We start from the raw sequence: 26,164 nt of genomic DNA, 5'->3' as shown, positions 1-26,164 counted from the left end.
GTCCCTCACTCCCGGTCGTCGTCCTCGTCGAAGTCCGGGGTCTGGGTGCCCAAGGAGTGCGAGACGTCCGGCAGGAACGGACGTGGTGCGGACGGAGCCAGCGGGTAGCCGCCGATGCTCGCACCGTGCTGGGTGCCGACGAAGTGCGCGACGTCGCCGACGTGCCGGTGCGCTTCCTCCCCGCGGCCCAGGAAGCCCGCCCCTGCGTAGCCGCCCAGTCGCCGTCCGCTGGAGCGCTCGTGCACAGTGGCGACCTCGTCGAGCTGGGTGGCGCTGCTGCGCAGACCGCTCACGATCCGGCCGAGCTCCGGGTAGACCTCGCTGGTCCAGCGCTCATGCAGATCTTCGCCGAGCCGGCGGGTGGGCTCGCTCCCGGATCGGGCGACGTCACCGATCGTGTTGGCCAGTCGCAGCCGGACGAGGGTGAGCCGGTCTGCGGCACGTCGCAGCGCGCCGGCCTGCGCGCGGAGCTCACGCGGGTCCGAGCTCATCGGGCTTCTCCTTCCCGCCGCTCCCGGTGCCCGGGCTGCTGCGGGGGTCGGCACCGTCGGGTGCCTTCATCGTAGGCGGTCGGCCGGCCATAGTCTCCAGCCAGTCGTCCAAGACCTCGAGGGCTCGTGCGCGGGCGTCGTCCTCGGAGAGGAACACGTCGTGGCGGGCCCCGTCGATCGCCTCGATGCGGACGTCGGGTCCGAGCCGTCGGGCTGCTGCGGCGATCGAGCGGACGTCGAGCACCGTGTCCGCCCGGCGCATGTCCTCGCGGAAGCGCACACCGATCGCGGAGCGGGCCGCGTGCAGGACCAGGACGGGGATCGCGAGGGGTCCCGCCGCTGCCAGCCGGGCCTGCCCGTCCAGCACGGCGGCCAGCGTGGAGGCGGGGAAACGGTGCCCGCGCTCGGGTTTGAGGGCGAGGTCGTAGTCGAACGGTCCGCCGTACCGGGTGTGGACGGTGCGTGCGAAGTGGGAGGTGCCCGGCGGCAGGATGGGCTTGTTCTGGAGCCGCTGCGCGGCGGCCTGCACGACGGGCGCCAGCAGCAGGCGCGGCGCCGAGCCCAGGTGACTCTCGAGCCATGGGGAGTTCAGCGCGAGCGCGCGGAGGGTGCCGGGGTGGCGCTGGGCCCACAGGGCGGCGATGAGGCCGCCGGTGGAGTGGGCCAGCAGGACGGGCGGCCGATCACGGCCGATGATGCGCAGCGCTGCCCCGATCTCCTCGTCGTAGCGGCTGAGGTGATCGATCGCCGTGGGAGTCTGCCCGTCCAGCAGGCTGCGGCCGTGCTTGCGCAGGTCCAGTCCCCAGACGTCGTGGCCGAGGCCACCGAGGTGCTCGAGCAGACCCCGGTCGAAGACGTAGTCGGACCAGCCGTGCAGGACCAGCACCGGAGCCACCTGGCGGCCCGTGGGCGGCTCAGCATCGCCGGTGCCCGGCTCACGATGGATCAGGGTGGCGATGACCGGGCCCTCGGAGTCACTTCCCAGCTCGATCCGCCGGGCCGTATATCCCTCTCCCAGCACCGGGTCAGCGCTCATAGGGCTCCGGTGCTCGCCCGCAGCAGCTCGAGGACCTCGTCCCGTCGGTACCGGCGGTGTCCGCCGAGGGTGCGCATGTAGGTCAGTTTGCCGGACTGTGCCCAGCGGGTGACGGTCTTGGGATCGACATGGAACATCTTGGCGACCTGAGCCGGCGTCAACAGTTCTGCCGTCGGGTCTTCGCTCTCAGGCGAGAGATCCGTGGATCCGTTCATCGGGCGTGCGACCTTTCCAGCGGGACTTCGTACACAGGAGGCGTCGGCCACCGTTCGGGCACGCCCAGGACCCCGGGGCCGGCTGGACGAGCCACGGTCTACGGCCGGGCACTCGGGTCAGTCAGCCTAGACGTCAGACTTACGGTGTCGGGCAAACATTTGCCCCGGTTCCGGCCAAAGATCGTGGATGCTCCGGCCTCCACGGGCCCTGTGCCGCGTCCCCGCGCACGGGGCCGGAGAAGGGATGTTGGGCACGTCTCCCGGTGCGGGGTTCGCGGGATGCGAGGGCATGCATGTACTCTTGGATTCCGAATCAATGCCATCTTCCGGGCTGACACGAGGCCCGGCAGCCGACGCACAGGGGGTCAGTTCCATGGGTCGCGGCCGACAGAAAGCCAAGCACACCAAGGTGGCACGGGACCTCAAGTACTACAGCCCGCCCACGGACCTCACCGCGCTGCAGCGAGAGCTGCAGTCCGAGCGGAGCGAGGGCGCTGACGGCGACGACCTGGCCGAGGGCAGTGACGACTGGGCCGATGAGGATGCGCAGTCCGCACGCCGTCGCTGAGGACTGGCCACCACCGTGACGATGATCGAGGGTCGACCCACCGGGTCGGCCCTCGAGTCGTATCCGGCCATTTTCCTCAGGGCCCCTCAGGTCCAGCCGGGATGCTGACCGGCGAGCATGACGGATCCGCCCTCGACTCCCTTGGCGCCGGCGACGACCTGCTCCAGCGGTGAGCCGGGCTCCGGCAGGGAGTCCTCCCCGACGATCTCTCCGATCACGCGTGCGCCCAGGCCGCGGGCGGAGAGCACTGCGAGGGTCGCCTCCACCTGCTCGGCGTCGACCACGGCGACCATCCCGATGCCCATGTTCAGCGTGCCTTCGAGGTCTGTCTGCGGCACCGACCCCCACCGGGCGATCCGGGCGAACACCGCGCCCGGCTCCCAGGTGGAGCGGTCCAGGCGCGCGGCGAGCCCGGCGGGCATGACTCGGGCGAGGTTGGCGGCCAGTCCGCCACCGGTGACGTGGCTGAGGGCGTGGACCGCCCCGGCGGAGCGGGGATCGGCCAGCACTGCCAGCACGTCGGCGGCGTAGATGCGGGTGGGTTCGAGGATCTCCTCGCCCAGCGTGCGCGAGAAGTCTTCGATATGCGTCTGCAGTCCGAGGCCCTGGGCGGCGATCACGGCGCGCACCAGCGAGTACCCGTTCGAGTGCAGACCGGAGGCGTCCATCCCGATCACCACATCGCCGCGGCGCACGCGATCCGGGCCCAGCAGGGAATCGGCCTCGACCACACCGACCGCGGCGCCTGCGACGTCGTAGTCCTCGGGCGCCATCAGGCCCGGATGCTCGGCCGTCTCGCCGCCGACGAGCGCGCAGCCGGCGAGCCGGCAGCCCTCGGCGATCCCGCGCACGACGTCGGCGATCCGCTCGGGAACCACCTTGCCGCAGGCGATGTAGTCGGTCATGGCCAGCGGGGCGGCGCCGACCACCACGATGTCGTCGACGACCATGCCGACGAGGTCGCGGCCGATGGTGTCGTGCACGTCGAGCTCACGGGCGATCGCGATCTTGGTGCCGACCCCGTCGGTCGACGAGGCCAGCAGCGGCCGCCGGTAGTCCTTCAGGTCGCTGACGTCGACGAGTCCGGCGAAGGCGCCGATCCCGCCGAGCACCTCGGGGCCGTGGGTGGCGGCCACGGCTTCCTTCATCAGTTCCACCGCGCGGTCGCCGGCGGCGGTGTCGACCCCGGACCCCGCATAGGTGATGGCCGGATCCGCATCTCTGCTGGTGCTGGCGCTGGTGGTGTTCATGCGTCCTTCCCGGCGACGGCGAGCTCAGGATCAGGCTGAGCGAGGATCCCCTGCGTCCTGGCGACGGGCTCGGGAAGTGACATCGGGTACTTGCCGGAGAAGCAGGCGGTGCACAGCGAATCGGCGGGCTGCTCGGTGGCGGCGACCATGCCCTCCTCGGAGATGTAGCCCAGCGAGTCCGCCCCGAGCGAGCGGGCGATCTCCTCGAGGTCCAGCCCGTTGGCGATGAGCTCGGCACGGGAGGCGAAGTCGATGCCGAAGAAGCAGGGCCAGCGCACCGGCGGAGAGGAGATCCGGACGTGGACCTCCGCCGCGCCGGCCTCCCGCAGCATCCGCACCACGGCGCGCTGGGTGTTGCCCCGCACGATGGAGTCGTCGACGACCACGAGCCGCTTACCCTCGATGACCTCGCGCAGCGGATTCAGCTTCAGCCGGATGCCCAGCTGCCGGATGGTCTGGCTGGGCTGGATGAACGTGCGGCCGACGTAGGCGTTCTTGACCATGCCCTGGCCGTACGGGATGCCCGACTCCTGCGCGTAGCCGATGGCCGCGGGGGTGCCGGATTCCGGGGTGGGGATCACGAGGTCCGCTTCGACAGGGTGCTCGCGGGCGAGGCGGCGACCCATCTCGGTGCGGGCCTCGTTCACCGAACGGCCGGCGATGTGGGTGTCGGGACGGGCGAGATAGGCGTACTCGAACACGCAGCCCTTGGGCCGCGAGTCCATGACCTGTTCGCTGCGCAGCCCCTGCTCGTCGATGACGATCATCTCGCCGGGAGCGACCTCGCGCACGAAGCTGGCCCCGCAGATGTCCAGGGCGGCGGTCTCGGAGGCCACCACCCAGCCGCGCTCGAGGCGGCCGAGGACCAGCGGGCGGATGCCCTGCGGGTCGCGTGCCGCGTACAGGGCGGTCTCGCTGAGCAGGGTGAAGCAGTAGGCGCCGTGCAGTCGCGGCATGAGATCGCGCAGCGCGCTCTCGAGCGTGCCCTCGGTGTTCAGCAGCGCGGAGACCAGGGCGGTGTCGGTCGTGTTGCCACGCGCCAGCTCACCGGTGCGGGGCCTGCCGTGGCGCTCCTCGACCAGCGCCAGCAGCTCGTCGGTGTTGATGATGTTGCCGTTGTGGGCGAGGGCGACCGTGCCGTCGGGCCGAGGGCCGAGCGTGGGCTGGGCATTGGACCAGACGGAGCCGCCGGTCGTGGAGTAGCGGGTGTGCCCGATCCCGATGTGCCCCTGCAGCGTCTCCAAGGAGGCTTCGTCGAACACCTGCGAGACCAGGCCCATGTCCTTGTAGACCAGGATCTGGGATCCGTCGGAGGTGGCGATGCCTGCCGACTCCTGGCCGCGGTGCTGGAGGGCGTACAGACCGTAGTAGGTCAGCTTCGCGATGTCCTCCCCTGGGGCGAACACGCCGAAGACCCCGCAGGAATCCTGCGGGCCCTTCTCCCCGGGGAGCAGGTCATGGGAGAGATTGCCGTCGCCGCGTGCCACTGGTCCATGATGGCACACCCCGGCAGCTGTGCTCGCGGCGTCGCTCGGCGGGCCGACGGGGCGCTCGTGGGCCGGCAGGTCAGCGGCCCCTCGGCGAGATCCGCAGTGGCTGTCAGCGGCCCCTCGGCGGGATGTGCAGTGTGTGTCAGCGGTCCCGTCGCCCGTGCCGGCGGTGCCTGATCGCATCGACCAGAGCGGCGATGGCCGCCAGGGGCAGGCCGATGAAGACCACGGCCAGGAGCACCAGGTTCAGGGCGGACCCCGCGTCCTCCAGGGGCAGCAGGGGCGCGGCGACCAGCGCGACCACGGCGGGCACCGCCAGGGCGAGTGCGACCCAGAAGCCCAGCGTGGGTGTGCGGCGGCGGCGCACGTACAGCGTCGTCGCCTCCGGGTCCGGGGCGGCGGGGCGTTCAGCGCCCTCGGGGTTCGCGGCGCTCTCGGGTGCCTCGTGGTTCCCGGCGCTCTCGTGGTTCGCGGCGCTCTCGGGCATCTCGCGGTTCTCGGGCATCTCGGAGGTGTTCACAGCTCTCCTGCGGTCTCGACCACGGCGGCGACGATGGCCGGGTCGGTCTCGGTGTCGGGTGCGCCGTCCTCGCGCGCGGCGCCGGGGCGGCGGCGGGCGGAGAGGTGCACGTCGGTGACGCCGCTGCGGCGCACGAGGTCACCGATATCGGCCGGGCGGACTCCTCCCCCGGCGCAGATCGCCAGCAGGTCCTCCGCCGCATCGACCATGGCGGCGAGGTCGTCGGCCCCCTCCAGTGCATGTTCGGCGCCGCCGGAGCTGAGGACCCGGTGGAAGCCGAGGCCGAGCAGGGTGGCGACGGCCTCGGCGCGCTCCTCGCGCGAGCTCATCGCGTCGACGGCGCGATGGCAGGTCAGCGACACCCCGCGCACAGCTGCCTGGGCGGAGCGCAGGGCACCGTCACGGATCGTCTCGATCGCGGGGACGTCGAGCGCTCCCTCGGTGGTCAGCGCACCGAGCACGACACCGGTGGCTCCGGCGGCGACGGACTCCCCGGCCTGGGCGGCCATCAGGTCGACCTCGTCGGCGTCGACCACGAACTCTTCGGGTCTGCCGAGGAAGTCTCCTCGGCCCGCGCGTGAACGGATCAGGACGTGCACGTCGAAGTGCGGCTTCGCGTCGGCGGCGGCCACCAGCTCGGACGCCCGCCGGGTGCACTGCTCGACCAGTTCGGGCGGAGGCGTCGTGCCCCCGCTGGCGAGGTCCACGCACAGTTCGACGCGGTCGGCCCCGGCGAGCGCGGCCACCTCGAGCCCGGCGAGGTCCTGCACGGCGATCTCGACGGCGATGCTCATGGAGTCTCCTTCTGGCGGGCGGTGCGCACGGTGCGGCGGGGTCCGGGCAGCGGCAGCAGCTCGGCGAGGTCGCTGCGTTCACCGCTGGCGCGGACGCGGCCGTCGGCCACGGCGTCGGCCCAGGTCGTCTCGCCGCTGACGAGAGCCAGCCAGGTGGCGGCGTCGGTCTCGACCACGGCGGGCGGGGTGCCGCGGATGTGCCTCGTCCCGGCGATCGCCTGGACCGCCGCGTGCGGGGGCACGCGCAGTTCGACGGCGCCGCCGGGGAACTCCTCGGCGAACAGTTCCAGGGTGTGGCGGACGGCGGGGGCCAGCACGGAGCGGGCGGTGGTGGCGGGGTCCATGGCCCAGGCGGCGAGGGCCGCGCGCCCCGCGTCGGGATCGGTGCGGCGGGTCACCACGTCAGTGCGTCGCCCGCGGCAGCAGGTCGTGGACGACGATCGTGTCCGAGCGGTCCGGGCCGACGCCGATGGTGCTGATGCGGCACCCGGCGAGCTCCTCGAGCCGGCTGACGTAGGCGCGGGCGTTCTCGGGCAGCTCCTCGAAGGTGGAGCACTGCGAGAGGTCCTCGGTCCAACCGGGCAGCGTCTCGTAGACGGGGACCGCGTGGTGGAACTCGGTCTGGGTCATCGGCATCTCGCGGTGGATGACCCCGTCGACGTCGTACCCCGTGCAGATCGGGACCTCGTCGAGGCCGGTGAGCACGTCGAGCTTGGTCAGGACGATGTCGGTGAAGCCGTTGATGCGCACGGCGTGACGGATCATCAGCGCGTCGTACCAGCCGCAGCGGCGCGGGCGCCCGGTGTTGACACCGACCTCGCCGCCGGTGGTCTGGAGGTACTCGCCCCACTTGTCCTCGAGCTCGGTGGGGAACGGCCCGGCGCCCACGCGGGTGGTGTACGCCTTGACGATCCCGACGACCCGGTCGATGCGGGTGGGGCCGACGCCGGTGCCCGTGCAGGCGCCGCCCGCGGTGGGGTTGGAGCTGGTGACGAAGGGGTAGGTGCCGTGGTCGACGTCGAGGTAGGTGGCCTGACCGCCCTCCATCAGCACCACCTCCTCGCGGTCCAGCGCGGAGTTCAGCATCTCGGTGGTGTCGACGACCATCGGGCGCAGGCGCTCGGCGTAGGACAGCAGGGAGGCCGTGACCTCCTCGATGTCCACCGACCGACGGTTGTACAGCTTGACCAGCAGCTCGTTCTTCTGGCGCAGCGCTCCCTCGACCTTCTGGCGCAGGATCGACTCGTCGTAGAGGTCCTGGACGCGGATGCCGAGGCGACCGACCTTGTCCATGTAGGCGGGGCCGATGCCGCGCCCGGTGGTGCCGATCGCGCGCTTGCCCAGGAAGCGCTCGGTGACCTTGTCGAGGGTCTGGTGGTACGGCGCGACGATGTGCGCGTTGGCGCTGATGCGCAGCCGCGACGTGTCCACGCCGCGCGCGGAGAGCATCTCGACCTCCTCGAACAGCGCCTCGAGGTTGATGACCACGCCGTTTCCGATCACCGGAGTGACATCCGGGGAGAGGATCCCTGCGGGCAGGAGCTTCAGCTCGAACTTCTCGCCGTCCACGACGACGGTGTGACCGGCGTTGTTGCCGCCGTTGGGTTTGACGACGTAGTCGACCCTGTCTCCGAGGAGATCGGTGGCCTTGCCCTTCCCCTCATCACCCCACTGGGCTCCGACGATCACGACGGCGGGCATGGCAACTCCTAGACGGGCGGAGACGGGTGGTGACGGACGGACAGCGGCACATCACCCACGGGCGGTGACGCACCGTGGGCCGTGAGGACGGGAAGGAAGTGCGCGTGGATCGTACCAAGCACAGCCTTGATCCCGACGGGGCCCACGTGATCCCGACGGGGCCCACGGCCGCGTCGGACCGGGCCTGTGGGCCCGGCCCGGCAGGCGCGACCGGCCCGGCAGGCGCGACCGGGCCGGCAGGCCGGCTCGGCTCGGACGGCCGGCTCAGCCCAGCAGGCTGGGATCGGCCTCGCGCAGGAACTCGGTGACCCGGTCCGCCTCGGCCTGGTCGCCGATGCGGCGAGAGGTCTCCCCCAGCATCGCCAGGGCCCGCAGGAAACCGCGGTTGGGCGCGTGAGAGGCGGGGACAGGACCCTGGCCGCGCCAGCCGGCCTTGCGCAGGGCGTCGAGGCCACGGTGATAGCCGGTCCGGGCGAAGGCGTAGGCGGTGACCTCGTCGCCGTCGGTCAGCGCGTCCTGAGCGAGGACCGCCCAGACCATCGGGGATTCGGGGTGACGGGCGGCGATCTCCCGCGGCTCCCCGTGCTCCGCGAGCTCGTCGGTGACCTGGACGTCGATGAAGTCGTCGGGCAGACGGGTCTCCGGAATGCCGAGGAGATTACCGCTGGTGAGGTTATCGGTACGATCAGCCATGCAAGCATCGTAGGCGCTGGCGCCTGATGACCACCCGGACCAGATAGAAACACCCATGTCACACACGCAGGACGGCTCGGAGCTGCTCACCGGGCCCGGAGCCGGAGGACTGCTCCGCTCGGCCGTGGGCAACTCCGGCGGTGTGCTGCACAGTTGGCAGCTGGACCACGTCGATCATCGTCCCGGCCGCAGCACGAAGGCGCTCTACCGCACGATGGTCTCCTGGCCCGAGCTGGACGGACCGCAGGCCCCCGCCCGGGAAGAGCTGTTCGGGGCGAGCGCCCACATCGGCGAGCGTGAGAAGAACCTCTACGTCGCCGAGCAGACCCTGGTGATGACCGACGGCGACATCAACGTCCGCGTCTGGCGCTATCCCCACGACCCGTGGCTGCCGATGCTCCCGCAGGTCTGCTACCCCGACGTCGTCGGCCGCACCCTCCGTGACCTCGGGGTGGCGATCGGCAGCGACCCCGACGTCCCGATCGCGATCGACGTCGTCTCCTACCGTCCCGGCCGGCGCGCGGTGCTGCGCGCCAGCCAGGGTGACCGGGCCGTGTTCCTGAAGGTCATGCAGCCTCATCGCAGCGGCGAGATCGTCGATCGTCATCAGCGTCTGCTCGCCGCCGGCGTCCCGGTCCCCGAGGTGCGCGCCCACCACGACGGTCTCGTCGTGCTCGAGGAGCTGCCCGGACGGCCGCTGGCTCGCGTCGTCATCGACGAGGGCGTCGAATCGTGCACCGCCCAGGATCTGGTCGCCCTGCTGGATCGGTTGCCGGCCTCGATGTATCCGCTGCCGCTGCGCCCGCCGTGGACGGACTCGGTCGAGTTCTACGCCGGGATCGTCGGCTCCTCGGTGCCCGCCCTCGGGCCGCGGCTGGATGCGCTCGTGCGCTCGATCCGCGACGGGCTGGCGGCGCTGGAACAGCGGATGGACATGCGCCCCCACGACGTGGTCCACGGCGACTTCTACGAGGCACAGGTCTTCGTGCAGAACGGCAAGGTGGTGGGTCTGCTCGATATCGACACGGTCGGTCCGGGTCGCCGCGCCGACGACCTGGCCTGCCTGCTCGCCCATCTCAGCGTCCTGGCCGACTACGGCAACGCCGGGCGCATCGATCGCGCGATGCAGGAGCGCGTCGAGGAGGCCATCGCCACCTGGCACGAGACCTTCGCCGAGCGCGTGGATCCCACCGAGCTGGCGCTGCGCTGCGCAGGCGTGGTGCTGTCCCTGGCCACCGGGCCCCATCGCCAGCAGGAGGCGGCGTGGGAAGCGGCCACCGAGGCGATCGTGCGGGTGGCCGAGGAATGGGTCGAGCGGGCGCGCGCCGCGGAGTCCCGCCGCATGGCGGCCGCCGCCGGGGACGCTCCCCCGCCCTCTCCCGCACCGTACGCCGGCCCACCCCGCCCATCGGCCACGAGCGTCCCCAGCGGCCCGCCGCCCCGGGGCGCCACCGGCGTCCCGCCGGCGCCGCAGCAGCCGCCCGCAGCGCAGCCCGCGCGGCCCGCCCCCTCCGCGGCGACCGGCCAGCGGCCGGCTCCCGGCCCCGCCCAGCCAGCTCCCGCCGGCGGGACCGCCGGGCCGTCACAGCCTGCGCAGCAGAACGTGCCGCCCGGATACCAGGCGCCGAACAGCGCGGCACCCACGAGGCGGCCCGCTCCCCCGCAGCCGCCGGCGGCCGCCCAGCAGCAGCACCCGCCGCAGCCCCCGGCTGCCGCAGCCGGCCAGGCGGCCGCGCAGCAGCAGCCCCCGGCTGCCGCAGCCGGGCAGGCGACCACGCAGCCCATCCCGCTGCGTGATCGGCCGGATGCCGGTGACACTGTCGACAGCGGTGACGACTCGCCCACGCAGGAGCGTCGGATCGGGTCGATCCTGCCCGGATGACGACGGTCCTCCCCGGCTGACTGCACCTGTGCCACGATCGGCCCATGCGTGCAGTGATCCAGCGAGTCGATGGTGCCCAGGTCGAGGTCGACGGGGAGGTGATCGGCGCGGTCGAGGGCGAGGGGCTGGTCGCGCTGGTCGGCGTCACCCACGACGACGGCCCCGAGCAGGTCGCGACCATTGCGCGCAAGATCTGCGAGCTGCGCCTCCTCACCGGCGAGCGCTCGGTGCTCGATGCCGGCGCTCAGGTGCTGGTCATCTCGCAGTTCACGCTCTACGCGGACGTGCGCAAAGGGCGGCGGCCGTCCTGGAACGGGGCGGCCCCCGCTGCGGTCGCCGAGCCGCTGGTGGACCAGGTCGTCGAGGCGGTCCGGCAGCGCGGGGTGAGCGTCGCGACCGGGCGTTTCGGTGCGCACATGCGCGTCGGCCTCACGGGCGATGGGCCGGTGACGATCCTCGTCGAGGCGTGAATGGACCACGGCCGACGACCTCGAGGCTCTCCCGTACCCTGGGGACCATGACCTACACACTCGTGCTGCTCCGCCACGGCGAGAGCGACTGGAATGCGAAGAACCTGTTCACCGGATGGGTCGACGTGGCCCTGACCGAGAAGGGCGAGAAGGAGGCCATCGCCGGCGGCACCCTCATGAAGGAGGCCGGCATCCTCCCGGACGTCGTCCACACCTCCCTCCAGCGCCGCGCCATCATGACCGCGAACCTCGCCCTGGACGAGGCCGACCGGCACTGGATCCCCGTCAAGCGCGACTGGCGCCTGAACGAGCGCCACTACGGCGCTCTGCAGGGCCTGGACAAGTCGGAGATCCGCGAGAAGTACGGCGAGGAGCAGTTCATGGCCTGGCGCCGCTCCTACGACACTCCCCCGCCGGAGATCGAGTTCGGCAGCGAGTTCAGCCAGGACCAGGATCCCCAGTACGCGGACCTCGGCGATCAGCTGCCCAAGTCGGAGTGCCTCAAGGACGTGGTCGAGCGCTTCCTGCCGTACTGGGAGGAGGGCATCAAGCCCGACCTGACCGACGGCAAGGTGGTCCTGATCGCGGCCCACGGCAACTCGCTGCGCGCGCTGGTGAAGTACCTCGACGGCATCTCCGACGAGGAGATTCCCGGCCTGAACATCCCCACCGGCCAGCCGCTGGTCTACGAGCTCGACGAGAACTTCGAGCCCGTCGCCAAGGGCGGGCGCTACCTCGACCCGGTCGCCGCGAAGGCCGCCGCCGAGGCCGTCGCCAACCAGGGCAAGAAGTGACCGTCGGCCGCTGACTGCGTCGCAGCGTCCGTCGGCTCGCGTCGGAACGCTCGGCGACGACATGGTGAACGCCCCCGGGTTCCGCCCCGGGGGCGTTCGTCGTCCCCGTAGCGTGATCGGGCCGGCCGGCTCCGGTACGGCACGTCCTCCGACACCCCCTGGAAAGGGAATGCCATGACGATGATCGCTCCCGACCGCAGAACGTTCTTCCGGACCCTCGGCGTCACCGCGCTGGCCGGCCTCGGCGCCACGACGCTGGCCCCGTCGGCCTCCGCTGCGGGCGAGTCGCTGCTGCCGACGACCTACCTCCAGCAGCCCAACTTCTTCTACTGCGGTCCCACCGCGGTGTGGATCGCGCTGAGTGCGAAGGTGCAGCCGCCGAGCCTGGACACGCTGGCCGCGGAGCTCGGCACCACGTCGGCTGGCACGAACTTCGGCGCCATCTCCCCCGTGCTGACCAATCGCCTGCCGGGCGCCGTCTACCGTGACCAGTGGATGGCCGGGACCGGAGCGAGCGAGGCCGATGCGAACCTGCTGTGGGACCGGGCGGTCACCAACGTCGACGCGGGCTACGCGACCGTGTGCAACTGGTGGGTCCTGGCCGGGCAGTACCCGAGCTGGGGCGGCAACACCAGCGACATCTTCCACTTCGTGACGATCGACGGCTACGACACCGAGTACCGGACGCTGCGTGTGGCCGATCCCGCCGGGGCCACGCTCGTCTCCGGCCTGCCTGCCCACCATTGGCTGACCCCGCAGCAGGTCGCGGGCTACTGCGCGGGGCGCGGCTACTTCTGGTGACCCCGATTCCCGGCGTCCGCCGCTGATCCTCCCGTGCTGACCGGCTCATCAGGCTGGCTCGACCCGGCGATCAGCGGCGACGCCCGGGCCGGTGGTCAGCGGCGACGCTTGGTGCCGAACAGTCCGCGGGTGACCTCGCGCCCCAGCGCGGTCCCGGCCGAGCGCAGGAACGACCTCACGGCGGGATTGTCGAACAGGCCCGTGTCCTTCGACGAGGAACGGGAGGATCTGCCGCGCGGGGAGGACTTCTCCGAGCCTGCCCGGGTGGAGGACTCATCCTCGTCCGCCGGTGCACTCTCCTCGGTGCGGGACGCCTTCTCCTGCGCATCGGCCTGCTTCTCCGCACGGGCGGCGAGAACCTCGTAGGCGGACTCGCGGTCGACCACCTCGCCGTACTTCTCCGTGAGTTCGGAGGCCGCCACGCAGTCGGAGATGGCCTTCTCCCCCGCGGGCTCCATGGAGGACTCCGGGGCGCGCACCGCCGTGATCGCCACCGGCGTGGGGGCTCCCGTCTCGCTCATCACGGTCACGATGGCCTCACCGGTGCCCAGCGCCGGGATCACCTCGACCAGATCGTGCTCACTGGTGGGGAACGTGGACGCGGTGGCCTTCAGTGCCTTGGCATCGTCCGGGGTGAAGGCACGCAGAGCGTGCTGGACCCGGTTGCCGAGCTGGGCGAGCACGTCACCGGGGATGTCCTTGGGGGTCTGGGTGATGAAGAAGATGCCGACCCCCTTGGAGCGGATCAGGCGCACGGTCTGGACCACCTGATCCAGGAACGCCTCGGAGGCGTCCTTGAACAGCAGATGCGCCTCGTCCAGGAAGAACACCAGCTTGGGCACCTCGAGGTCGCCGACCTCGGGGAGGTCCTCGTACAGCTCGGCGAGCATCCACATCATGAAGGTCGAGAACAGCGCCGGCCGCGTGGCGACCCCGGGCAGCTCGAGGCAGGAGATGATCCCCGAGCCGTCCTCGGCATGGCGCAGCAGCTCCTGCGCGTCGAAGGCCGGCTCGCCGAAGAACACGTCCGCCCCGGAGGCCTCGAAGGCGGTCAGCGAGCGCAGGATGACCCCGGCGGTGGCGGTGGAGATCCCGCCGATGCCCTTGAGCTCGTCCTTGCCCTCGTCGGAGGTGAGGAATTGGATCAGGGCCCGCAGGTCCTTGAGGTCGAGCAGTCCCAGGCCCTGACTGTCGGCGTAGTGGAAGATCAGTCCCAGCGAGCTCTCCTGGGTCTCGTTCAACTCCAGCACCTTGGACATCAGCACCGGGCCGAAATCGCTGACGGTGGTGCGGATCGGCACTCCCTCGCCCTGCCCGCCGAGGGTGAAGAACTCCGTGGGCGCTGCGCGGGAGACCCACTCCTGGCCGCGCGCGGCGGCCCGGGCCGAGAGCTTCTCGGACTCCTCGCCGGGCACGGCGATACCCGAGAGGTCGCCCTTCATGTCCGCGACGAACACGGAGGCGCCGGCGTGGGCGGCCTGCTCCGCGATCACCTGCAGGGTGCGCGTCTTGCCGGTGCCGGTCGCGCCGGCGATCAGCCCGTGCCGGTTCAGCATCCCCACGGCCAGGTTCCCCGCCGCGGCGGGGTTCGGCTCGCCGTCCTCCAGCATCGCGCCGAGGTGGATACGGCCGCCCTCGAAGGCGTAGGCGTCCCTCACGGCGGCGGCCGACGGGCTCAGCTCGGCTCCCCCGCCGGCCGGGCCCGGGGCCGCAGCGGTCTGGTCCGGGGAGGCCGGGACTGTCTTCTCGGTGTTCATGCTCGTGCTCCTCCTGCGTCGGCCGGGCCGACGGGCGCGTGGTGTCGACTCTGTGATCGTAGCGGCGCAGATCACAGAGGGCAGGCTGTCCCGAGATACGGTGAGCTCATGACCGAACGCCTCGATGCGCGCCCCGAGATCCTCGGCGATCCGCCCACCGCCGTCCGCCGCGACGACGAGCTCCCGGCCGACGCGATCGCCCAGATGCTGACCGCCCCGTCGGCCCCCGCCCTGATGGAGAAACTGGGCATCACGGGTCAGGACGCCGAGGAGCTCGCTCCCCTGCTGCCGCGTGCTGCGGAGGACGCGGAGATCCTCGCGGAGGTCACGAGGACGGCGAACCTGCTGCGGGCCGGCGCCGGGCTCACGACGCCGACCGTCGGCCTCGAGTCGTTCGCGCAGGCGCAGAATGCCCTGCAGGAGCGACTGGCGCCCGGCGAGGGCCTGATCGCGATCCTGGCGCACCTGGTCAGCACCAGCACGGTGCGCGAGTGGCACACGGCGCGCGGCCTCACCGCGCAGCAGTCGTGGCTGGTCCTGGCCGACCTCGGCCAGCAGATGCGGGTCCACCGTCGCAGCAGCGGGCGCCTGGGGCTGCATCAGGTGGGGTGGACGGCGCTGAACTGGGCCGGGCGGCTGTTCCATCTGGGGCGGCTGCAGTTCGACCTGCACCGCATCGACGAGGGCACCGGGCGGGAACGCTGGGTGGTGGGTACGCACATCCCTGCCGACGGCCCGTTGGATCCCGACGCCGTCGAGGATTCCTTCGCCCGCGCCACCGCGTTCTTCACCGAGCACTTCGGCGACCTCGACACCGCTCGCCCCGCCGATGCCCCTCGCTTCGGCCACGAGTTCCGCTGCGAGTCGTGGCTGATGAACCCTGTGCTCGTGGAGGAGCTCGGCGCGGAGTCGAACATCGGTGCGTTCGTCAGCCGCTGGGAGATCATCGACACCGCGCCGGGGGCCGACGGAGCCGCGTTCTTCGTCTTCGGTGTTCGCCCGCCCTACGACCCGGCCACGCTGCCGCGCTCCACCCGGCTCGAGCGCGCGGTCGCCGAGCGGCTGGCCGACGGCCGCGGTTGGGAGAGCGGAACCGGCGCCCTGGTGCGCTGACCTCTGCGCTGGCTCGGCAGCGCCACGATCCGGTGCTCTAGAAGGGCACTCGCCCCGCATCGTGCAGGGCCACGACCTCGTCGAACGCCGTGACCAGGTCGATCCCGCGCGCCATGGAGACGGCGAACGCGCTGCGGGTCAGGGCGAAGCCCAGCTGGACGGTGATCACCGCGCGCTCATGCGCATCGGGCCCGTCGAAGGCCTCGGCCATGGCGTCGACCATCTCCGTCTGGACCGAGATCAGGTTGCCCGAGGAGATCGAGTGCAATTTCGGCTCCCTCGCCATGACCTGCTTCTTCAGCTCCCGCAGGCTGGGATCGGCCGGTGTCGACTCCAGGGCTTCTCGCAGCACCGAACGCAGCGCGTCGCGCGTGCCGGAGTGCACGATCCGTTCGTGCAGGCTCTCGACCAGCCGCTCCCCCTCCCCGGAGAGGATGCCGAGGATCGCGGACTCCTTGGTGCTCCAGTGATTGAAGAAGGTGCGGGTCGAGACGCCGGCGCGCGCGGCGATCATGTCGGCCGTCACGTTCGACAGCCCCTCCTCGAGCACCAGCTCGAGCGCGGCGCGGTGCATGGCGACCCTGGTCAGGCGCTTCTTGCGCTCTCGCAGGCCCAGGGAGGCCCCATCAGATGTCTCGTCGTCGTTCACGCGCCCATCGTAGTCCGCGAAGTCACAGAAGTTGCACTGAGCGAAATAGTGCAGTGAATGCAACACTTGGTTAGAGTGGAGCGGTCGAGGCCCACCGATGTGCTGCGACCTCCGGCCGCGTCCAGCCACGTCCGGATCCTTCAGCTTCGTCCCTTCGACTCTCCCCGAGGAGCTCAGTGAGCACTGCAACGACCCCGGCGGCGCCCGACGGCACCGCCCCCACCGCCTTCACCGGCCTGGACCGCACGGGCAAACTCGTCTTCGCCGGCCTGATGCTGGGGATGTTCGTCGCATCCCTGTCCCAGACCATCGTCGGCCCCGCCATGCCGCGCATCGTCGCCGAGCTCGGCGGCGTGGAGCACTACAACTGGATCGCCACCGCCGCGATGCTGGTCTCCGCCGTGGCCGTGCCGATCGTCGGCAAGCTCTCGGACCTCTACGGGCGCCGCTGGTTCTACCTCGGCGGCGTCGCCGTGTTCATGATCGGCTCGATCCTGGCCGGGATGTCCCAGGGCTTCTGGTTCCTGGTCTTCGCCCGCGCCGTCCAGGGCGCCGGCATGGGCACCATCCTGCCGCTGTCCCAGACGATCATCGGTGACATCATCCCCCCGCGCCAGCGCGGCAAATACCAGGGCATCATGGGCGCCGTCTTCGGCGTGACCAGTGTGATCGGCCCGCTCATCGGCGGCACCGTCACCGACAATCTGGGCTGGCGCTGGCTGTTCTACCTCACGCTGCCCGTCGGCGTGGTCGCCTTCGTGTTCATCTGGAAGTTCCTCCACCTCGAGCGCGCGGCCCAGCACGGCAAGGTCGACCTGTGGGGCATCTCCACCCTCACCCCCGGCCTCGTGATCGCCCTGCTGGCCACCAGCCTCGGCGGCACGTCCTACGACTGGGGCTCCTCGATCATCATCGGCATGTACGCCGTCGCAGCGCTGTTCCTGATCGCCTTCGTGCTGATCGAGAACCGCGTCGCCGAGCCGCTGCTGCCGATGCATCTGCTGACCCGCCCCATCGTGGCGCTGTCGGTGGCCGCGTCGTTCGCGATCGCCGTCGCCATGTTCGGCGCGATCATCTACATCCCGGTCTACGCGCAGGGCGTCCTGGGCGTCTCGGCCACCAACTCCGGGGCGATCCTCATCCCGCTGTCGGTGGCGATGATCCTGACCTCGATCGTGGTGGGCCTGCTCATCACACGCCTGGGCAGCTACAAGGTGTTCCTCGTCCTCGGCGGCATCGTGCTGGTGACGGGCTACTGGCTGCTGACGCGCCTGCAGTACGGCGATTCGCAGTGGCACCTGACCCTGGCGATGATCGTCATCGGCCTCGGGCTGGGGCTGTGCATGCAGGTGTACACGCTGGTCGTGCAGAACGCCGTGCCTCAGCGGGAGCTCGGGGTGGCCACCGCCGCCGTCCAGTTCTTCCGCAACGTCGGCTCGACCATCGGCACCGCGGTGCTGGGCACCGTGATGACTGCGCAGATGGGCAGCTCCATCCGCGAGCAGATGCAGGCCCTGCCGGCCGAGCAGCAGGCCGCGCTGCAGCAGTCCGGCACCCAGATGGACGCTTCGCAGCTGGAGTCCGCCGTGCTCGATCCCGACGCGCTCTCCCAGCTGCCCGGCTTCCTGGTGGAGCCGATCCGCATGGGCATGGGCGAGGCGATGCACGCCGTGTTCCTGACCGCGGTGCCGTTCGTCGCCGCGGCCCTGCTGCTCTCGCTGTTCGTCAAGCAGGTCCCGCTGCGCAACACCCTGCACTCCGCCGACGACGCCGCTGCGAGCGCACCCGCCGGCGCCGGCCCCGCCGCGGAAGAGTTCGGCGAGGAGGAGCTGGTCAGCACCAGCACCGGGGCGATCGCCGCGGTCGGGGCCACCGAATCGGTGACCGGCTCCGGCGACGGCCTCGAGACCAGCGGCACCGAGGGGTACGCGCGCTCCGGCGCCACCGGGCTCTCCGGCGCGACCGGATCCGGATCCGACGAGGACCAGCACACCGAACGCTGAGGTTCCCCGGACGAGGATAGAGAGAGAACGGGTCGGCGGCACCACCACGGTGCCGCCGGCCCGTTCTCTCTCTGCCGCGTCCACCGGCGGCGTGGGACCATGAACGGGTGCTTCTGACTGATCACTTCCCGCCCACGATGCCCGCCGCGCTCACCGGCTCCCTCACCACCCGGCTGCCGGTGGAGACCGACGTCGAACCGCTCGCCGAGCTGGTCACGCGAGACATCCGCTCCCACACGCCGGATGGCGTCGAGGATGTCGACGGGCTCCGCTCCCGGCTCGTGGGGCTGAGGTCGTGGGCCCGGCGACAGGTCGTCGTGGTCCCTTCCGCGCCCGACGGCTCCCCGACCCTGGATCAGCCACCGGTGGCCTGGGTGGCCGTCGAGGACCGGGCCGCGGGACGCTCGGACGTGCAGTTCGTCGTGGGCCGCGAGGTGCCCGAGCGGGACCAGCTGGCGGCGGCGCTGCTGGACTGGGCGGAGGAGGCGGCCGGGTCCTTCGCCCGCCATCGCGGCGTGAAGACCACCCAGCTCGACGTGAGCGCGCACGAGGCCGACACCGACCGCGCTCGGCTGCTCACCGCCGCGGGCTACACGATGATGCGCACCTGGCTGCACATGCGCCGCCCCGTCACGCTCGAGGAGACCGGGCCACCGCCGGCCACGCGGCCCGGTACCCGCGTGCGCCGCGTGCACTGCCATCCCTCGGGTCTTCCCGTCGCACAGGACGTACGCACCGTGCACCGGATGCTCGAGGAGTCCTTCGCCGATCACTTCAGCTCGTACCGGGAGTCGTTCGTCGAGTTCGCCCAGCGCCTGATCGAGGGGCCCGACGAGGCGGACTGGGACCACTGGTGGATCGCCGAGGCCGAGCGCGACGGTCGCTGGCTGCCCGCCGGAGGCCTGGTCACCGCCAAACTGCGTGCGCGCCCGGAGCTCACCGATCCCGTGGCCCGCGGAGAGGGCACCTACCTCGAGTACCTCGGCGTGCACCGCTCCGCGCGGGGCCTGGGCATCGCGAAGGCGCTGCTGCGCGTGGCCATCGCCGATGCCGCCGAGCGCGGCCGCACCCATGTCGATCTCGAGGTCGACGCCGACTCCCCCACCGGCGCCGACGGGCTCTACGCCGCGATGGGATGGGAGACCTTCGAGCGCACCCAGTCCTGGCACGCCGGCGCCGAGGCGCACCCCTCCCGGCTGCTCGAGCCGCCGGAGGCCTGAGCCCCTGCAACGGGGTGCTCAGCTCTCGCGGCTCACTCCCACTCGATGGTGCCCGGTGGCTTGCTGGTGATGTCCAGCGCCACTCGGGTGACCTCGGCGACCTCGTTGGTGATGCGGGTGGAGATGCGACCGAGGACCTCGTAGGGCACCTTGGCCCAGTCCGCGGTCATGGCGTCGTCGCTGGTGACCGGGCGCAGCACCACCGGGTGGCCGTAGGTGCGGCCGTCACCCTGGACGCCGACGGAGCGCACGTCGGCCAGCAGCACCACGGGGCACTGCCAGATGTCGCGGTCCAGGCCGGCGGCGGTGAGCTCGGCGCGGGCGATCGCGTCGGCCCTGCGCAGCACGTCCAGGCGCTCCTTGGTGACTTCGCCGATGATGCGGATGCCCAGGCCCGGCCCGGGGAACGGCTGGCGCCAGACGATCTCGTCGGGCAGGCCCAGCTGGGAGCCGACGGCGCGCACCTCGTCCTTGAACAGGGTCCGCAGCGGCTCGACCAGCTCGAAGTTGAGATCCTCGGGCAGGCCGCCGACGTTGTGGTGGCTCTTGATGTTCGCGGCGCCCTCCCCGCCGCCGGACTCGACGACGTCGGGGTACAGCGTGCCCTGGACCAGGAAGGCCTTCGCCTCGGCGTGCGCCTCGCCGCCCTCGTCCTCGATGACGCCGCGCTCGCGGAGGATGTCCGCCTGGGCCTGCTCGAAGGTGCGGATGAACTCGCGACCGATGATCTTGCGCTTCTGCTCGGGGTCATCGACCCCGGCGAGTGCGGTGAGGAACTGCTCCTCGGCGTCGACGACGACGAGCTTCGCGCCGCCGGTGGACTCGCCGAAGGTCTTCTCGATCTGCGCGGATTCGTCCTGCCGCATCAGGCCGTGGTCGACGTAGACGCAGGTGAGGCGGTCGCCGATGGCGCGCTGGACCAGCGCGGCGGCGACGGCGGAGTCGACCCCGCCCGAGAGCGCGCAGATGGCGGTGCCCTCCCCGACCTGCTCACGGATCCGCTCGACCTGCTCGTCGATGACGTTGCCGGTGGTCCAGGTCGGCTCGAGGCCCGCCCCGCGGTACAGGAAGTTCTCCAGCACCTCCTGGCCGCGGTCGGAGTGGCCGACCTCGGGGTGCCACTGCACGCCGTACAGGCACTTCTCGGGGTGCTCGAAGGCGGCGACCGGGCTGCCTGCGGAGGTCGCGATGACGCGGAATCCCTCGGGAGCCGCAGTCACGGAGTCGCCGTGGCTCATCCAGATGTTCTGATCGACATCCTGGTCGGACAGCAGCTGCGAGGCGGAATCGACGGCCTCCAGACGGGTCGCGCCGTACTCGCGCACACCCGTCGGGGCGACGGTGCCCTCCAGGGCCGCTGCCATCGACTGGAAGCCGTAGCAGAGCCCGAGCACGGGCACGCCCGCGGTCAGCAGCTCGGGATCCAGGCGCGGGGCGCCCTCCTCGTAGACGGAGCTGGGCCCGCCGGAGAGGATGATCGCGCGCGGCTGCCTGGCGAGGATCTCCGCGGCCGGCGTCGTATGCGGGACGACCTCGGAGTAGATGCGGGCCTCGCGGACTCGGCGGGCGATGAGCTGGGCGTACTGGGCGCCGAAGTCGACGACGAGGACGGGGCGCTGATCGGTGTCGGTCACCCTCCGAGTCTACGGGCGCGCCGCGCCGTCAGGGTGCTCCGTCCGGGTGCGGGCGGCGCAATGCTCGTCACGCTGGCAAGGCGTGGCACGCGGATGCGGCCAGGGCTGGATCGGCGGCTGCGGGCGGAGCGTTCTCCACCTGCAGCCACGGTGGCTCAGGCCGTGCTGGACCGGCCACCGCGGCCGGCGCCGTCCTCGTCCTGCAGAGTCGGCCGCTGGGCGAGGTCGGTCTCCACGGCCTGGTGGGTCCAGCGCTCCCCGAAGAAGGACAGCACGGGGACGACCCCGAAGAACATCAGCAGCAGCATGCGCGGCAGTGCCCATCGCATCTTCAGCCACAGGTCGAAGCCGAGGATCACGTAGACCATGTAGATCAGGCCGTGGATCGGGGACCACACCTCGGAGATCTGGTCCCAGGTGGCCGAGGTGGAGGAGAACCAGGTCTCCCCGCCGAAGACGACGTAGCGCATCGTCATGATGCCCACCAGCACGAGCAGGGCGACGCCCTCCACGATGGAGGCCACGCGGAAGCGGGCGAAGGAGGTCCTGATGGCGACTTCGTCGAGAGGCCGGGGGGTGGGCACGGGTCACACGTCCTTGTCGGGGGTCGGGCTGGTCTGCGCGGTGGCAGTCGGTGAGGAGGCAGAGGCGGCGGTGGCCGGTTCGAGTGAGGGTGCGTCGGGAGCCGTCTCGCCGGGGGCGCGGGCCAGCTGGTCCTGCATCGCCTCGCGCCGCTCCGCGAGCTCGTCGAGGTAGGCGGTGCGCACCGAGCGCCACCAGAGGTAGAGGAAGAAACCGCCGAACAGTATCCACTGCGCGGCGTAACCGAGGTTCTGCCAGTCCAGGCCACGGCTGAAGGCGGATTCGGCCGCGGGCATCGGGTGCAGCGCGTCGGCCTCGGAGACCTGGGCGAGGTAGCCCGAGTACATCGGGGATCCCCACTCGTTGACCAGCAGCGGGGTCGCGATCGCATCGGTGAGACCGCCGGAGACGCCGTCGGCCGCGGGTTCGCTGGCCTCCAGGCGCCCGCGGACGGTGACCTCGCCGGTCGGCACGGACGGGGCGAGCGCAGGGTCCGGCTCGCCGTCCGTCCCGGTGACCGCGTCGGACTCGATCCAGCCGCGGGCCACCGGCAGACGGGCCTCGGTGCCGTCCTCGAGCCGGACGTGCAGGGCGGCGACGACGATCACGGCGTCCGTCCCGTCGATCCGGCGGTCGGGCACCAGCACCTGCTCGTCAGGGGCGTACTGGCCGGTGGCGGTGACGAAGTCGCCGACGATCTCGTTGGTGACCGCGTCGCCCACGCCGAGCACATCCTGGATCTGACCCAGCTCCGCGGGGCCGTCCGCCCGGTCCGTGATCGCGCGGTGCGCCCTGTCCCACTGCCAGGAGGCGAGCAGTCCGCACACGAGCGTGGCCACCACCATCAGGGCGAGCAGCCCGAGGTAGCGGGGTCGGAGGGCGGTGCGGAGCATGGGCCCATGGTAGGAGCGGCGACTGGGAGCACCGCTGGGACGGGTGCTGGTCCTCACACCCGTGCCGCCCGCGGTGGCCGGCGGGACCGAGGGCCTCCCCGGTCGCGGCCTGGCCGCCGTACGCTGTGGGCGTGCCGCACAGTGTGTATATCGCCAGCCCGGAGGGAATGACCGGCAAGTCGATGGTGGCTTTCGGTCTGCTCGAGACCCTCGCCTCCCGTTCCGACCGCGTCGGGGTCTACCGCCCCGTCGTCAAGGCCGACCACAGCCGCGACTACGCGGTCGACCTGCTGACCAGCCATCCCGCCGTCGACCAGGCCTACGAGGATGCTGTCGGCGTCGACCACCAGCTGCTGCTGTCGGACCCGGACGCCGCCCACGAGCGGATCCTGGGCCGGTACCGCGAGCTCGCCGAGCGCTACTCCATGCTGGTCGTCCTCGGCTCGGACTACGACGACCTCGCCAACCCCACCGAGCTCGCCTTCAACGCCGAGGTCGCGGCGAACATGGGTGCCCCGGTGGTGGTCGTCGTCTCGGGCCTGGACCGCAGCCCGGACCAGATCGCCGCATTGGCCGCGGTCTCCGTCGGCGAGTTCTCCGGCCACCACGCCGCCCCGATCGCCGTGGTCGTCAACCGCGCCGAGGCGGAGTCGCTGGACGCCGTCCAGGCCGCGGTGAGCGCCAAGGTCGACGGCGCCCTGGTCGCCGTGATCCCCGAGAGCCCGGTGATCATGGCGCCGACGGTCCAGCAGGTCAAGGACGCCGTGAGCGGGACGCTCCTGCAGGGCAGCAGCGAGTGGCTGGACCGGGTCGCGATCGGCACCGTGGTCGCCGCGATGAGCCTGCCCAACGTGCTCAGCCGCCTCAGCGAGAACTGCACCGTGATCGCCCCCGGAGACCGGTTCGACCTGCTGCCGGGACTGGTGATGGCCCAGCAGTCCGGCACCTTCCCGTCCCTGTCCTCCATCGTCCTGACCGGCGGCTACGACGTGCCCGAGGAGGTCCAGCGGCTGATCTCCGGGGTCCGGCAGGACCTGCCGATCATCGCCACGGACCTCTCGACCTTCGACACCGCCGTCCGGGTGGCGCGGACCCGGGGCCGGCTCTCGGCCGGCAGCGGTCAGAAGGTCGACGCCGCCCGCCGCGCCGTCGCCGAGCACCTGCCCACCTCACAGCTGCTGGCCGCGCTCGAGGTCAACCGCAGCGAGGTCATCACCCCGATGATGTTCGAGTTCGAGCTGCTGGCCCGCGCCCGCGGCCGGAAGAAGACGATCGTGCTGCCCGAGGGCGACGAACCCCGCATCATCGCCGCCGCCGAGTCGATCCTCGCCCGCGGCGTGGCGGACCTGATCCTGCTGGGCGAGGAGAACCAGATCCGGGCGAAGGCCTCCCAGCTCGGTCACGACATCTCCGAGGCCCGGATCGTCTCCCCGCAGGACGAGGACCATCTCCAGCGCTACGCCGCCGAGTACGCCCGGCTGCGCGCGAAGAAGGGCGTCACCCTCGAGCAGGCCCGGGAGAAGATCCAGGACGTCTCCTACTTCGGCACCATGATGGTCCAGCTCGGGGAGGCCGACGGCATGGTCTCCGGCGCGGTGCACTCCACCGCCCACACGATCCGCCCGTCGTTCGAGATCATCAAGACCAAGCCCGGCGCCCAGATCGTCTCCTCCGTGTTCCTCATGGCGCTGGAGGACCGGGTGCTCGTCTACGGCGACTGCGCCGTGAACCCGGACCCGACGGCCGAGCAGCTGGCCGACATCGCGGCGCAGTCGGCCGCCACCGCGGAGCAGTTCGGGATCGCCCCGCGCGTGGCGATGCTGTCCTACTCCACCGGGACCTCCGGCTCCGGGGCCGACGTCGACAAGGTGCGCGAGGCCACCAAGCTGGTCCGCAGCGCGAACCCGCAGCTGGATGTCGAAGGCCCGATCCAGTACGACGCCGCGGTCGACGCCTCCGTCGCCAAGACGAAGCTGCCGGACTCCTCGGTCGCCGGGCGGGCGACGGTGTTCGTCTTCCCGGACCTCAACACCGGCAACAACACGTACAAGGCCGTCCAGCGCTCGGCCGGGGCGATCGCCATCGGCCCGGTGCTGCAGGGGCTGAACAAGCCGGTCAACGACCTCTCCCGCGGCGCGCTGGTCGACGACATCATCAATACCGTCGTCATCACCGCCATCCAGGCCCAGGCGGCCGACGCCGAGGCCGCCTCCACCCCGAGCGTCTCGAAGGACGACGCATGAGCTCGCAGCCCTCCCCCGCCGACGGCACCTCCGGGACCGACGCCACCTCGGGTGCCGGCGCCTCCGGGCCCGGAGCCACCTCCGGCGCCGGAGCCTCCGACGCGGCCGAGGCGTCCACGCCGCTGCCCGCGGCGGACACCTCGACCGTGCTGGTCGTGAACTCCGGATCGTCCTCGCTGAAGTTCCAGCTGCTGGACCCGGTCAGCGAGACGGTGTTCGCCTCCGGCCTGGTCGAGCGGATCGGTCAGGACGATGCCAGCGCCCGCCTGAGCGTCGGCGACGCCTACGCCCCGTACAACGGGGAGGTCTCCGACCACGTCGCGGCGATGAAACTGGTCAGCCGACTGTTCGAGGACGCCGGGCTGTCCCTGGCCGATGCCCACGTGGTCGCCGTCGGCCACCGGGTGGTCCAGGGCGGTGCGCGGTTCTCCGAGCCCACGCTGATCGACTCGTGGGTCCGCGACCAGATCGCCGATCTCGGCAAGCTCGCGCCGCTGCACAATCCGGCGGCCGTGGACGGCATCGACGCGGCGCGCACCCTGCTGCCGGACATCCCCCACGTGGCGGTGTTCGACACCGCGTTCTTCACGCAGCTGCCGGAGGCCTCGCGCACCTACGCGCTGAACAAGTCCATCGCCGCCGAGTACCGGATCCGCCGCTACGGCGCCCACGGCACCAGCCACCGGTACGTCTCCCAGCAGGTGGCCTCGATGCTCGCCGCCGAGGGCGCGGACACCACCCAGCTGCGCCAGATCGTGCTGCACCTGGGCAACGGCGCCTCCGCCTCGGCGGTCCGCGGCGGGCGCCCGATCGACACTTCCATGGGCCTGACGCCGCTGGAGGGCCTGGTGATGGGTACCCGCACCGGGGACATCGACCCCAGCGTGTACGCCCACCTGCACCGCAGCGCCGGCATGAGCGTCGATGAGATCGATACGGTGCTGAACAAGCGCTCCGGCATGCAGGGCCTCAGCGGCATGAGCGACTTCCGGGACATCACCGCCGCCATCGACAACGGCGACCAGGACGCGGAACTGGCCATGCAGGTCTACGTCCACCGGCTGCGCAAGTACATCGGCTCCTACGCCTTCGCCCTCGGCGGCCTGGACGCGATCACCTTCACCGCCGGGATCGGCGAGAACGTGCCCCAGGTGCGCGAGCGCGCCCTGGCCGGCCTCGAGGGCTTCGGGATCGTGCTCGATACCCGGCGCAACGCCGAGCGCTCGAAGGACGCGCGCGTCATCTCCGCCGACGACTCCGCGGTGCGGGTGCTCGTGGTGCCGACCGACGAGGAGCTCGCCATCGCCCAGCAGTCCCTGGAGCTGGCCCGCTCGCGCAAGGGCTGAACCTCCGGCGGGGTTCCGG

25 protein-coding genes are annotated in these 26,164 nt (G+C 71.5%); 10 read left to right on the top strand and 15 right to left on the bottom strand.

Features of this window, described 5'->3' with window-relative positions; genetic code table 11:
* Nucleotides 1–5 precede the first annotated feature (5 nt).
* The 3 genes from ACFQRJ_RS01670 to ACFQRJ_RS01660 are packed head-to-tail and all read right to left on the bottom strand — an operon-like array spanning nt 6 to nt 1,742.
* Nucleotides 6–491 (bottom strand): hypothetical protein, encoded by a 486-nt coding sequence (locus tag ACFQRJ_RS01670; protein WP_377016356.1) that lies wholly within the window; start codon nt 489–491, stop codon nt 6–8.
* Nucleotides 472–1,527, bottom strand: coding sequence for an alpha/beta hydrolase (locus ACFQRJ_RS01665; protein WP_377016354.1), 1,056 nt, complete (start codon nt 1,525–1,527; stop codon nt 472–474). The genes ACFQRJ_RS01670 and ACFQRJ_RS01665 overlap by 20 nt, the downstream gene beginning before the upstream one ends.
* Nucleotides 1,524–1,742 carry a BldC family transcriptional regulator gene (locus tag ACFQRJ_RS01660; protein ID WP_377016352.1) on the bottom strand — a complete coding sequence of 73 codons (219 nt, stop codon included), beginning with the start codon at nt 1,740–1,742 and terminating at the stop codon, nt 1,524–1,526. Before ACFQRJ_RS01660 ends, ACFQRJ_RS01665 begins: the two co-directional genes overlap by 4 nt.
* A gap of 373 nt (nt 1,743–2,115) precedes the next feature.
* Here ACFQRJ_RS01660 and ACFQRJ_RS01655 point away from each other — a divergent pair, with 373 nt between their 5' ends.
* Nucleotides 2,116–2,310: a DUF3073 domain-containing protein gene (locus tag ACFQRJ_RS01655; protein WP_377016350.1), complete on the top strand. Its 195-nt coding sequence runs from the start codon at nt 2,116–2,118 to the stop codon at nt 2,308–2,310.
* A gap of 86 nt (nt 2,311–2,396) precedes the next feature.
* Here ACFQRJ_RS01655 and purM read toward each other — a convergent pair whose 3' ends face one another.
* The 7 genes from purM to ACFQRJ_RS01620 all read right to left on the bottom strand — a co-directional run bounded on the left by purM (nt 2,397) and on the right by ACFQRJ_RS01620 (nt 8,758).
* Nucleotides 2,397–3,560 (bottom strand): phosphoribosylformylglycinamidine cyclo-ligase, encoded by a 1,164-nt coding sequence (gene purM / locus ACFQRJ_RS01650; protein WP_377016348.1) that lies wholly within the window; start codon nt 3,558–3,560, stop codon nt 2,397–2,399.
* Nucleotides 3,557–5,047, bottom strand: a complete 1,491-nt coding sequence (gene purF / locus ACFQRJ_RS01645; RefSeq protein WP_377016346.1) for an amidophosphoribosyltransferase — start codon at nt 5,045–5,047, stop codon at nt 3,557–3,559. Before purF ends, purM begins: the two co-directional genes overlap by 4 nt.
* A 145-nt stretch (nt 5,048–5,192) precedes the next feature.
* The gene (locus ACFQRJ_RS01640) at nt 5,193–5,570 is read right to left on the bottom strand and encodes a hypothetical protein (protein ID WP_377016344.1); all 378 of its coding nucleotides are present in this window, start codon (nt 5,568–5,570) and stop codon (nt 5,193–5,195) included.
* Complete coding sequence (locus tag ACFQRJ_RS01635) at nt 5,567–6,364, bottom strand: copper homeostasis protein CutC (protein WP_377016342.1); 798 nt, start codon at nt 6,362–6,364, stop codon at nt 5,567–5,569. The genes ACFQRJ_RS01640 and ACFQRJ_RS01635 overlap by 4 nt, the downstream gene beginning before the upstream one ends.
* On the bottom strand, nt 6,361–6,765 hold the full coding sequence (locus ACFQRJ_RS01630) for a sterol carrier family protein (protein ID WP_377016340.1): 405 nt from the start codon (nt 6,763–6,765) through the stop codon (nt 6,361–6,363). Before ACFQRJ_RS01630 ends, ACFQRJ_RS01635 begins: the two co-directional genes overlap by 4 nt.
* A gap of 1 nt (nt 6,766) precedes the next feature.
* A complete protein-coding gene (locus tag ACFQRJ_RS01625) occupies nt 6,767–8,065 on the bottom strand; it encodes an adenylosuccinate synthase (protein WP_377016338.1) in 1,299 nt (432 codons plus the stop codon).
* Between the two features lie 264 nt (nt 8,066–8,329).
* Nucleotides 8,330–8,758 (bottom strand): DUF3151 domain-containing protein, encoded by a 429-nt coding sequence (locus ACFQRJ_RS01620; RefSeq protein WP_377016336.1) that lies wholly within the window; start codon nt 8,756–8,758, stop codon nt 8,330–8,332.
* Nucleotides 8,759–8,813: 55 nt separating this feature from the next.
* Here ACFQRJ_RS01620 and ACFQRJ_RS01615 point away from each other — a divergent pair, with 55 nt between their 5' ends.
* The 4 genes from ACFQRJ_RS01615 to ACFQRJ_RS01600 all read left to right on the top strand — a co-directional run bounded on the left by ACFQRJ_RS01615 (nt 8,814) and on the right by ACFQRJ_RS01600 (nt 12,705).
* Nucleotides 8,814–10,640: a phosphotransferase gene (locus ACFQRJ_RS01615; protein ID WP_377016334.1), complete on the top strand. Its 1,827-nt coding sequence runs from the start codon at nt 8,814–8,816 to the stop codon at nt 10,638–10,640.
* A gap of 44 nt (nt 10,641–10,684) precedes the next feature.
* Complete coding sequence (gene dtd / locus ACFQRJ_RS01610) at nt 10,685–11,110, top strand: D-aminoacyl-tRNA deacylase (protein ID WP_377016332.1); 426 nt, start codon at nt 10,685–10,687, stop codon at nt 11,108–11,110.
* 47 nt (nt 11,111–11,157) lie between these two features.
* The gene (locus ACFQRJ_RS01605) at nt 11,158–11,904 is read left to right on the top strand and encodes a phosphoglyceromutase (protein ID WP_377016330.1); all 747 of its coding nucleotides are present in this window, start codon (nt 11,158–11,160) and stop codon (nt 11,902–11,904) included.
* Between the two features lie 174 nt (nt 11,905–12,078).
* Nucleotides 12,079–12,705: a C39 family peptidase gene (locus ACFQRJ_RS01600; RefSeq protein WP_377016328.1), complete on the top strand. Its 627-nt coding sequence runs from the start codon at nt 12,079–12,081 to the stop codon at nt 12,703–12,705.
* 95 nt (nt 12,706–12,800) lie between these two features.
* On the opposite strand, the gene ACFQRJ_RS01595 is transcribed toward ACFQRJ_RS01600, so the two are convergent.
* On the bottom strand, nt 12,801–14,462 hold the full coding sequence (locus tag ACFQRJ_RS01595; protein ID WP_377016326.1) for a helicase HerA-like domain-containing protein: 1,662 nt from the start codon (nt 14,460–14,462) through the stop codon (nt 12,801–12,803).
* Between the two features lie 108 nt (nt 14,463–14,570).
* On the opposite strand from ACFQRJ_RS01595, the gene ACFQRJ_RS01590 reads away from it, so the two are divergent.
* Nucleotides 14,571–15,575 (top strand): acyltransferase domain-containing protein, encoded by a 1,005-nt coding sequence (locus ACFQRJ_RS01590; RefSeq protein ID WP_377016324.1) that lies wholly within the window; start codon nt 14,571–14,573, stop codon nt 15,573–15,575.
* Nucleotides 15,576–15,612: 37 nt separating this feature from the next.
* On the opposite strand, the gene ACFQRJ_RS01585 is transcribed toward ACFQRJ_RS01590, so the two are convergent.
* Nucleotides 15,613–16,224, bottom strand: a complete 612-nt coding sequence (locus ACFQRJ_RS01585; protein ID WP_377016322.1) for a TetR/AcrR family transcriptional regulator — start codon at nt 16,222–16,224, stop codon at nt 15,613–15,615.
* Nucleotides 16,225–16,400: 176 nt separating this feature from the next.
* On the opposite strand from ACFQRJ_RS01585, the gene ACFQRJ_RS01580 reads away from it, so the two are divergent.
* Both ACFQRJ_RS01580 and ACFQRJ_RS01575 read left to right on the top strand, forming a co-directional pair.
* The gene (locus ACFQRJ_RS01580; RefSeq protein WP_377016320.1) at nt 16,401–18,227 is read left to right on the top strand and encodes an MDR family MFS transporter; all 1,827 of its coding nucleotides are present in this window, start codon (nt 16,401–16,403) and stop codon (nt 18,225–18,227) included.
* A 107-nt stretch (nt 18,228–18,334) separates the two neighbouring features.
* Nucleotides 18,335–19,447: a GNAT family N-acetyltransferase gene (locus ACFQRJ_RS01575; RefSeq protein WP_377016318.1), complete on the top strand. Its 1,113-nt coding sequence runs from the start codon at nt 18,335–18,337 to the stop codon at nt 19,445–19,447.
* Between the two features lie 32 nt (nt 19,448–19,479).
* On the opposite strand, the gene guaA is transcribed toward ACFQRJ_RS01575, so the two are convergent.
* From guaA to ACFQRJ_RS01560, 3 genes are all read right to left on the bottom strand, one after another.
* Nucleotides 19,480–21,081 (bottom strand): glutamine-hydrolyzing GMP synthase, encoded by a 1,602-nt coding sequence (gene guaA, locus ACFQRJ_RS01570; protein WP_377016316.1) that lies wholly within the window; start codon nt 21,079–21,081, stop codon nt 19,480–19,482.
* A gap of 155 nt (nt 21,082–21,236) precedes the next feature.
* Entirely contained in the window at nt 21,237–21,665 is a 429-nt protein-coding gene (locus ACFQRJ_RS01565) for a DUF3817 domain-containing protein (RefSeq protein WP_377016314.1), read from the bottom strand.
* 3 nt (nt 21,666–21,668) lie between these two features.
* Nucleotides 21,669–22,556 carry an SURF1 family protein gene (locus ACFQRJ_RS01560; RefSeq protein ID WP_377016313.1) on the bottom strand — a complete coding sequence of 296 codons (888 nt, stop codon included), beginning with the start codon at nt 22,554–22,556 and terminating at the stop codon, nt 21,669–21,671.
* Nucleotides 22,557–22,687: 131 nt separating this feature from the next.
* On the opposite strand from ACFQRJ_RS01560, the gene pta reads away from it, so the two are divergent.
* Both pta and ACFQRJ_RS01550 read left to right on the top strand, forming a co-directional pair.
* Nucleotides 22,688–24,799, top strand: coding sequence for a phosphate acetyltransferase (gene pta / locus ACFQRJ_RS01555; RefSeq protein ID WP_377016311.1), 2,112 nt, complete (start codon nt 22,688–22,690; stop codon nt 24,797–24,799).
* Nucleotides 24,796–26,145, top strand: a complete 1,350-nt coding sequence (locus tag ACFQRJ_RS01550; RefSeq protein ID WP_377016309.1) for an acetate kinase — start codon at nt 24,796–24,798, stop codon at nt 26,143–26,145. The genes pta and ACFQRJ_RS01550 overlap by 4 nt, the downstream gene beginning before the upstream one ends.
* Nucleotides 26,146–26,164: the final 19 nt, after the last annotated feature.

Origin of the sequence: Brachybacterium sp. GCM10030252 (genome assembly GCF_042666535.1) — a bacterium.
In the GTDB taxonomy this organism is placed as follows: Bacteria; Actinomycetota; Actinomycetes; order Actinomycetales; family Dermabacteraceae; genus Brachybacterium.
The sequence above is the reverse complement of the archived record's forward strand: the minus strand, read 5'-3'. Positions and strand labels throughout refer to the sequence as shown.

Excerpts from the sequence above, each read along its gene's own strand:
- purM (WP_377016348.1), bottom strand. The coding sequence starts at position 3,560 with ATGAACACCACCAGCGCCAGCACCAGCAGAGATGCGGATCCGGCCATC.
- ACFQRJ_RS01620 (WP_377016336.1), bottom strand. The coding sequence starts at position 8,758 with ATGGCTGATCGTACCGATAACCTCACCAGCGGTAATCTCCTCGGCATT.
- ACFQRJ_RS01590 (WP_377016324.1), top strand. The coding sequence starts at position 14,571 with ATGACCGAACGCCTCGATGCGCGCCCCGAGATCCTCGGCGATCCGCCC.
- ACFQRJ_RS01665 (WP_377016354.1), bottom strand. The coding sequence starts at position 1,527 with ATGAGCGCTGACCCGGTGCTGGGAGAGGGATATACGGCCCGGCGGATC.
- ACFQRJ_RS01550 (WP_377016309.1), top strand. The coding sequence starts at position 24,796 with ATGAGCTCGCAGCCCTCCCCCGCCGACGGCACCTCCGGGACCGACGCC.
- ACFQRJ_RS01560 (WP_377016313.1), bottom strand. The coding sequence starts at position 22,556 with ATGCTCCGCACCGCCCTCCGACCCCGCTACCTCGGGCTGCTCGCCCTG.
- ACFQRJ_RS01605 (WP_377016330.1), top strand. The coding sequence starts at position 11,158 with ATGACCTACACACTCGTGCTGCTCCGCCACGGCGAGAGCGACTGGAAT.
- ACFQRJ_RS01615 (WP_377016334.1), top strand. The coding sequence starts at position 8,814 with ATGTCACACACGCAGGACGGCTCGGAGCTGCTCACCGGGCCCGGAGCC.
- ACFQRJ_RS01600 (WP_377016328.1), top strand. The coding sequence starts at position 12,079 with ATGACGATGATCGCTCCCGACCGCAGAACGTTCTTCCGGACCCTCGGC.
- ACFQRJ_RS01635 (WP_377016342.1), bottom strand. The coding sequence starts at position 6,364 with ATGAGCATCGCCGTCGAGATCGCCGTGCAGGACCTCGCCGGGCTCGAG.
- ACFQRJ_RS01625 (WP_377016338.1), bottom strand. The coding sequence starts at position 8,065 with ATGCCCGCCGTCGTGATCGTCGGAGCCCAGTGGGGTGATGAGGGGAAG.
- dtd (WP_377016332.1), top strand. The coding sequence starts at position 10,685 with ATGCGTGCAGTGATCCAGCGAGTCGATGGTGCCCAGGTCGAGGTCGAC.
- ACFQRJ_RS01660 (WP_377016352.1), bottom strand. The coding sequence starts at position 1,742 with ATGAACGGATCCACGGATCTCTCGCCTGAGAGCGAAGACCCGACGGCA.
- ACFQRJ_RS01655 (WP_377016350.1), top strand. The coding sequence starts at position 2,116 with ATGGGTCGCGGCCGACAGAAAGCCAAGCACACCAAGGTGGCACGGGAC.
- ACFQRJ_RS01595 (WP_377016326.1), bottom strand. The coding sequence starts at position 14,462 with ATGAACACCGAGAAGACAGTCCCGGCCTCCCCGGACCAGACCGCTGCG.
- ACFQRJ_RS01670 (WP_377016356.1), bottom strand. The coding sequence starts at position 491 with ATGAGCTCGGACCCGCGTGAGCTCCGCGCGCAGGCCGGCGCGCTGCGA.